A 5293-nucleotide genomic window follows, 5' to 3' on the forward strand; every position below is an offset into this window, starting at 1 on the left:
ATGCCTGTCGTCCGGATCAACGGGAGCCGGGTGAGCTACGAGGAGCACGGAGCGGGGGACCCGGTCGTCATGGTCACGGGCACCGGGGCCCCCGGCCGGATGTGGCGTACGCACCAGGTCCCCGCCCTCAAGGCGGCCGGCTTCAAGGTGGTCACCGTCGACAACCGCGGGATCCCGCCGAGCGATCCGTGCCCCGAGGGCTTCACCCTCGACGACATGGCGGCGGACGTCGCGGGCCTCATCGAGCACCTCGGCGCGGGCCCGTGCCGGGTCGTGGGCTTCTCCCTGGGCGGCATCGTCGTCCAGGAGCTGATCCTCGCCCGGCCGGAGCTCGTCCGGTCGGCCGTGCTGATGGCGACCAGCGGCCGGGCCGACACTTTCGCGACCGCCCAGGCGGTCGCGGAGATGGACCTGGCCGACAGCGGGGTGAAACTGCCGCCCCGCTACGCAGCCTATGTGAACGCGCTGCAGAGCCTCTCCCCGCAGACCCTGGGCGACGAGGAGCAACTGCGCGACTGGCTGGACATCTTCGAGATCTCCGCCGTCGACCTGGCCTCGGTCCGCGGCCAGCTCGGCCTGCAGCTGATCCCGAACCGGCTGCCGGCGTACGGGGCCATCCGCTGCCCGTGCCTGGTCCTGGGGTTCCAGCACGACCTGACCGTACGGCCGCAGCTCACCCGGGAGGTCGCCGACAGCATCCCCGGGGCCGTCTTCACCGAGATCCCCGGCTGCGGGCACTACGGCTACCTGGAGAAGCCGGCCGCGGTGAACGCCGCGCTCGTCGACTTCTTCACCGCTCCGGCTCCTGCTGGGGTGCCGTCCCGGACCCGTGGGCAGGCGGGTGCGGAAAGCCGACCGTGAAGACGAGGCCGCCCTCCGGGCGGGCCTCGGCGGCGAGGGTGGCGTCGTGCGCGGCCGCGATGGCCTGCACGATCGACAGCCCCAGGCCGAGGCCTTCGCCGTTGGTCCGGGGGTCGCCGAGCCGCTGGAACGGCTGGAAGATCTGGTCGACGGCGCTCGGCGGCACCACCGGACCGGAGTTGGCCACGGTCAGGACGGCCCGGCCGTGCGCATCCGCCGTGGCGACCTCCACCCAGCCGTACGGCTCGTTGTGCCGCAGCGCGTTGTCGACCAGGTTGATGACGAGCCGCTCGGCCAGCGGCCGGTGTCCCGCCGCGAACGTGGCCGACAGCGAGCAGCGCAGCGTGACCAGCCACTGCTCCGCATCCGTCCGGCGGGCGGCGACGACCTCCTGCGCGAGCCGGCCCAGGTCGAACGGCCGGCTCACCTCGATGCCCGCGTTGCTGCGGGCCAGGGTGAGCAGCGCCTCGATGAGCCGCTCCTGCTGGGAGCCCGCAGCGAGGATCCGCTCGTGCGCCGCGCGCAGCGACTCCACGTCCGCGTCGGGGTCCGACAGGGCGAGCTGCCCCAGCGTCCGCTGCCGGGCGAGGGGGGTGCGCAGCTCGTGCGAGGCGTTGGCGACGAACCGGCGCTGTGCCTCGAACGACGTCTCCAGCCGGCCGAGCAGACCGTCGAAGGTGTCGCCCAGCTCCTTGAGTTCGTCGCTCGGGCCGTCGAGGGCGAGGCGCTGGTGCAGGCTCGTCGCCGAGATGTCCCGGGCGGCAGTGGTGATCGTACGCAGGGGGCGCAGTATCCGCCCGGAGACGACCCAGCCCAGCGCGATCGAGATCACCGACATCAGCGCGAGCGCGATGGCGGACTGCACAAGGAGGTCGTCCAGCACGGCGTCCCGCTGCAGTTCCATGATCTCCCGCGCCTGGGCCGGGAGGACGTCCCGGGTGCTTTCCCCGCCGCGCCCCTGGGGCGGCGGCACAGGCGGAGTGCTTCCGGCGGTCTCGGCCGGCCGCGTGCCGCCGCCGCCCGGGGCGGACTGGCCGCCGGAGAGAGAGCCGCTGTCGGAGTTGAGCACCAGCAGATACGTCATCGTCAGCAGCGCCGCCCCGGAGACGAGGAACAGCGCCCCGTACAACAGGGTCAGCCTCAGCCGGACCGTACGCCGTGGCAGCAGCGGGTTCGTGAGCCGGCTGGTGAGCCGGGAGAGCAGCGGCATCGGCGGCCTCAGATCCGGTAGCCGCGCTTGGCGACGGTCTCGATCACCGGCGGATCCCCCAGCTTGGCCCGCAGCCTGCTGATGGTGATCTTCACGGCGCTGGTGAACGGATCGGCGGCCTCGTCCCAGACCCGCTCCAGCAGCTCCTCCGCCGAGACGGCCCGGCCCTTGGCCGACAGCAGCAGCTCCAGCACGCCGAACTCCTTGGGCGCAAGCTCCAGCGGCCGGCCCGCCCGGGTGGCCTTGCGGCGCGCCGTGTCGACGACGAGGTCGCCGTGGCGCACCACCGGCGGCACGGCCGGATGCGTCCGCCGCGCCAGCGCGCCGATCCGGGCGACCAGCACCGGGAAGTCGAACGGCTTGGCCAGGTAGTCGTCGGCCCCCAGATTGAGCCCGTCGACGAGCTCCTCCGCCGAGGCGGCGGCGGTCAGCATCAGCACCTTGCTGCGGCAGCCGGACGCGATCAGCTCGGAGCAGATCTCGTCGCCGTGCCTCCCGGGCAGATCCCGGTCGAGCACGATCACGTCGTAATCACTGAACAGGGCGCGCTCCAGACCGCTCTCCCCGTCGTACGTCACATCGACGGCCATCTGCGCCCGCCGCAGGCCGACGGCCACCGCCTGCGCCATCTCCTGGTCGTCCTCCACCACGAGCACCCGCACTCGCTGCCCCCCTGCGTATGTCCAACCGGCCAAGAACATCTTGACGACGGGATTCAGAATGTTCCAGCCCTGGTTTCCGCAGGGTTTCAGCCGTTGTCCAAGAGTCGAGATTGCGCGGTTGGACGCCACTTCAATAGTCGACCTTGCCGCTCACGGCGGCTCTCGTTAGTTTGAATTCCGGCCTGCCCCAGGGAAGTTGAGAGGAGTGGTTATGACCAACCCGTTCGACGACGAAAACGGTTCTTTTCTGGTCCTGCTGAACGAAGAGGGCCAGTATTCGCTGTGGCCCGCCTTTGCCGAGGTGCCGGCCGGCTGGCGTGCCGTATTCGGCGAGGACGCCCGCAAGAGCTGCCTGGACTACATCGAGGAGAACTGGCAGGACATGCGCCCGAAGAGCCTCATCGACCAGCTCACATAGCCCGGAACGACCGAAGCCGAGGAGAGCGTCGTGTCCATAGGCGGCCCAGGGCCGATGATGATACGCGCGGTGGGCCCCGACCCATCCGTGACCAAGCAGAAAATAAAAGCCGGGACCGCGAAACGGATACTTCCGCTCACCCGGCCGTACCGCGTCAGCATAGGTCTGCTGCTGCTCATGACCCTGCTGAACGCCGCCATTGTGGTGGCCACTCCTGTCCTCTTCAAATACCTCATCGACAATGGCATCGCCAAGCACGACTCCGATGTCGTCGTGGGCATCGCCATGGCGGTCGCCGGGCTGGCCGTGTTCGGCGCCCTGCTGGGGCTCGGGGAGGCCTGGTACTCGGCCCGGGTCAGCGAGGGGCTCGTCTACGGGCTGCGCACCAAGGTCTTCGACCACGTCCAGCGCCAGCCGCTGGCGTTCTTCACCCGGGCCCAGACCGGCGCCCTCGTCAGCCGGCTGAACGCGGATGTGGTCGGGGCGCAGCAGGCCCTCACATCGCTGCTGTCCACGGTCGTCTCGGCCGCGCTGACCCTGCTGTTCGTCCTCGTCACGATGTTCTACCTGTCCTGGGTGATCACCCTGATCTCCCTGGTCGTGCTCCCCCTCTTCATCCTGCCCGGCAAGGTCGTCGGGAGCCGGCTCCAGCGGCTCATGCGGTCCCAGATGGAGAAGAACGCCGAGATGGGCGCGCTGATGAACGAGCGCTTCAACGTGACCGGCGCGCTGCTGGCCAAGCTGTACGGCCGGCCGAGCCGCGAGATGCGCCAGTTCTCCGGGCTGGCCGCCAAGGTCCGCGACCTCGGCGTCGTGACCGCCGTCAACGGCAAGCTGCTCTTCCTGTCGATGGCCCTCCTCAGCGCGCTCGCCACCGCCGTGGTCTACGGCGTCGGCGGACGCCTCGTCATCGATGGCGCCTTCCAGATCGGCACCCTGGTGGCCCTGGCCACGCTGCTCACCCGGCTCTTCGGCCCGATCACCCAACTCTCCAGCGCCCAGTCCAACGTGATCACCGCCATCGTCAGCTTCGACCGGCTGTTCGAGATCCTCGACCTGAAGCCGCTCATCTCCGAGAAGCCCGACGCCATCCCCCTGCCCCGCAACGGCAGCGCACCGGACATCACCTTCGACGGTGTCTCGTTCTCCTATCCGGCCGCCGCGGACGTCTCGCTCGCCTCCCTCGAACCGATCGCCATGCCGCTGCCGGAACGCGCCAAGAACCAGTGGACCCTGCGCGATCTGAGCTTCCGGCTGCCCGCCGGAAAGCTCACCGCCCTCGTCGGCCCCTCCGGCGCCGGCAAGACCACCATCACGCATCTCGTACCCCGGCTGTACGACCCCGGTGAGGGCACCGTCAGCATCGGCGGGCACGATCTGCGCGATCTCACCCTGGCGTCGCTCTACGACACCATCGGCGTCGTCACCCAGGACGCCCATCTCTTTCACGCCACCATCGGCGGCAACCTCCGCTACGCCCGCCCGGAGGCCACCGAGCAGGAGATGATCGACGCTTGCAAGGCCGCCCAGATCTGGGGCCTGATCGAGTCGCTGCCCGACGGCTTCGACACCGTCGTCGGCGACCGCGGCTACCGGCTCTCCGGTGGCGAGAAACAGCGCATCGCCATGGCTCGCCTGCTGCTCAAGGCGCCGCCGGTCGTCGTCCTCGACGAGGCCACCGCGCACCTCGACTCCGAATCCGAGGCCGCCCTGCAGCGGGCACTGGAGACCGCGCTCGCCGGCCGCACCTCGCTGGTGATCGCCCACCGGCTGTCCACCATCCGCAATGCCGACCAGATCCTCGTGATCGACGACGGCCGGGTGCAGGAGAGCGGAACCCATGAGGAACTCCTCGCCCTGGACGGCCTCTACGCGGAGCTGTACCGCACCCAGTTCGCCGGCCAGGCGTCGGCCAACGGCCACGCGTCGGTCCCCGAGCCGGTCGGCTCCCGGGGGCCCCACCCGGCCGGTCCGGGAGCCGGCCCCTTCCCGGGGCCGGGTCCCAGCCCTGTCCCCTTTCCGGGGCCGGGCCCCGGCCCCTTTCCGGGCCCGCGGATGATGCCCGGCGGCCCGCCGCCCGGGCACGGCTGAGCACGTAGATCCGAGCACCGCCACCGCGTACAGCAGCAGAGGGAGATGTCC

Annotated in this window: 5 protein-coding genes; 3 read left to right on the top strand and 2 right to left on the bottom strand. The window is 70.5% G+C overall.

Annotated features, from left to right (window positions below; all coding sequences use genetic code 11):
* The gene (locus ACTWQC_RS18265; protein WP_443316775.1) at positions 1-861 is read left to right on the top strand and encodes an alpha/beta fold hydrolase; all 861 of its coding nucleotides are present in this window, start codon (positions 1-3) and stop codon (positions 859-861) included.
* Here the strand turns inward: ACTWQC_RS18265 and ACTWQC_RS18270 are convergent.
* Together ACTWQC_RS18270 and ACTWQC_RS18275 are read right to left on the bottom strand one after the other, a co-directional pair.
* Positions 791-2071, bottom strand: a complete 1281-nt coding sequence (locus ACTWQC_RS18270; protein WP_443316776.1) for a sensor histidine kinase — start codon at positions 2069-2071, stop codon at positions 791-793. The two genes, ACTWQC_RS18265 and ACTWQC_RS18270, sit on opposite strands and share 71 nt — an antisense overlap.
* Before the next feature lie 8 nt (positions 2072-2079).
* Positions 2080-2733, bottom strand: a complete 654-nt coding sequence (locus ACTWQC_RS18275) for a response regulator transcription factor (protein ID WP_443316777.1) — start codon at positions 2731-2733, stop codon at positions 2080-2082.
* Positions 2734-2944: 211 nt separating this feature from the next.
* Between ACTWQC_RS18275 and ACTWQC_RS18280 the strand changes: the two genes are divergently transcribed.
* Together ACTWQC_RS18280 and ACTWQC_RS18285 are read left to right on the top strand one after the other, a co-directional pair.
* Positions 2945-3151 carry an MbtH family protein gene (locus ACTWQC_RS18280; RefSeq protein WP_443316778.1) on the top strand — a complete coding sequence of 69 codons (207 nt, stop codon included), beginning with the start codon at positions 2945-2947 and terminating at the stop codon, positions 3149-3151.
* Between the two features lie 54 nt (positions 3152-3205).
* On the top strand, positions 3206-5242 hold the full coding sequence (locus ACTWQC_RS18285; RefSeq protein WP_443316846.1) for an ABC transporter ATP-binding protein: 2037 nt from the start codon (positions 3206-3208) through the stop codon (positions 5240-5242).
* Positions 5243-5293 lie beyond the last annotated feature (51 nt).

The sequence above is a fragment of the Streptomyces sp. 8N616 genome (genome assembly GCF_052246385.1).
GTDB lineage: Bacteria > Actinomycetota > Actinomycetes > Streptomycetales > Streptomycetaceae > Streptomyces.